This is a genomic window from Lactobacillus sp. C449L, from assembly GCF_059900815.1.
The window spans coordinates 1-450 of sequence record NZ_JBWXGA010000247.1 but is presented as its reverse complement, the minus strand read 5'-3'; the positions used below and the strand labels follow the sequence as shown (position 1 = coordinate 450).

At 47.6% G+C, this 450-nt stretch carries 1 protein-coding gene; it reads left to right on the top strand.

All coding sequences use genetic code 11. The annotated features are described in order from the left end of the window. A partial coding sequence (locus AC2JF9_RS09250; RefSeq protein WP_500727183.1) for a hypothetical protein occupies positions 1–450 on the top strand: 450 nt, incomplete at both ends.

Genomic DNA, 450 nt, shown 5'->3' with positions numbered 1-450 from the left:
ATTATGCAGAATGGGTAATAGGTGTACAGCGTCAAACCAATGCGCCCTATATTGTAGCGGAATGGGTAGATTCAGCTAATATTATGACAGCGCGTAACACGTATCAAGAGACCTTCCGGGATGCCACTGCTTTTTTGGGGATTTATCCACAGCGGCCATCCGGTGAGGATGCGGATCATTTTCAAGAACTATCATGGACGGCAGACCGCCACGAATTTATCGGTCGAAACGGTAGCATGGAGAATCCTGCTGCTATGGACCGTGTGCGTTTATCGGGTCGTACAGGCACGTACCACGATACTTGCGGTGCGATTCAGAGTAAGCTTACACTAATGCCAGACAGCGAGCAGGTCGTCTATATTCTGTTGGGCTGCGAAGAATCCAATGAGGATGTTTTAAGCTTAGTCAGGAAATATAGTCAACCTTCCAATTGCGAGCAAGCTTTGAAAG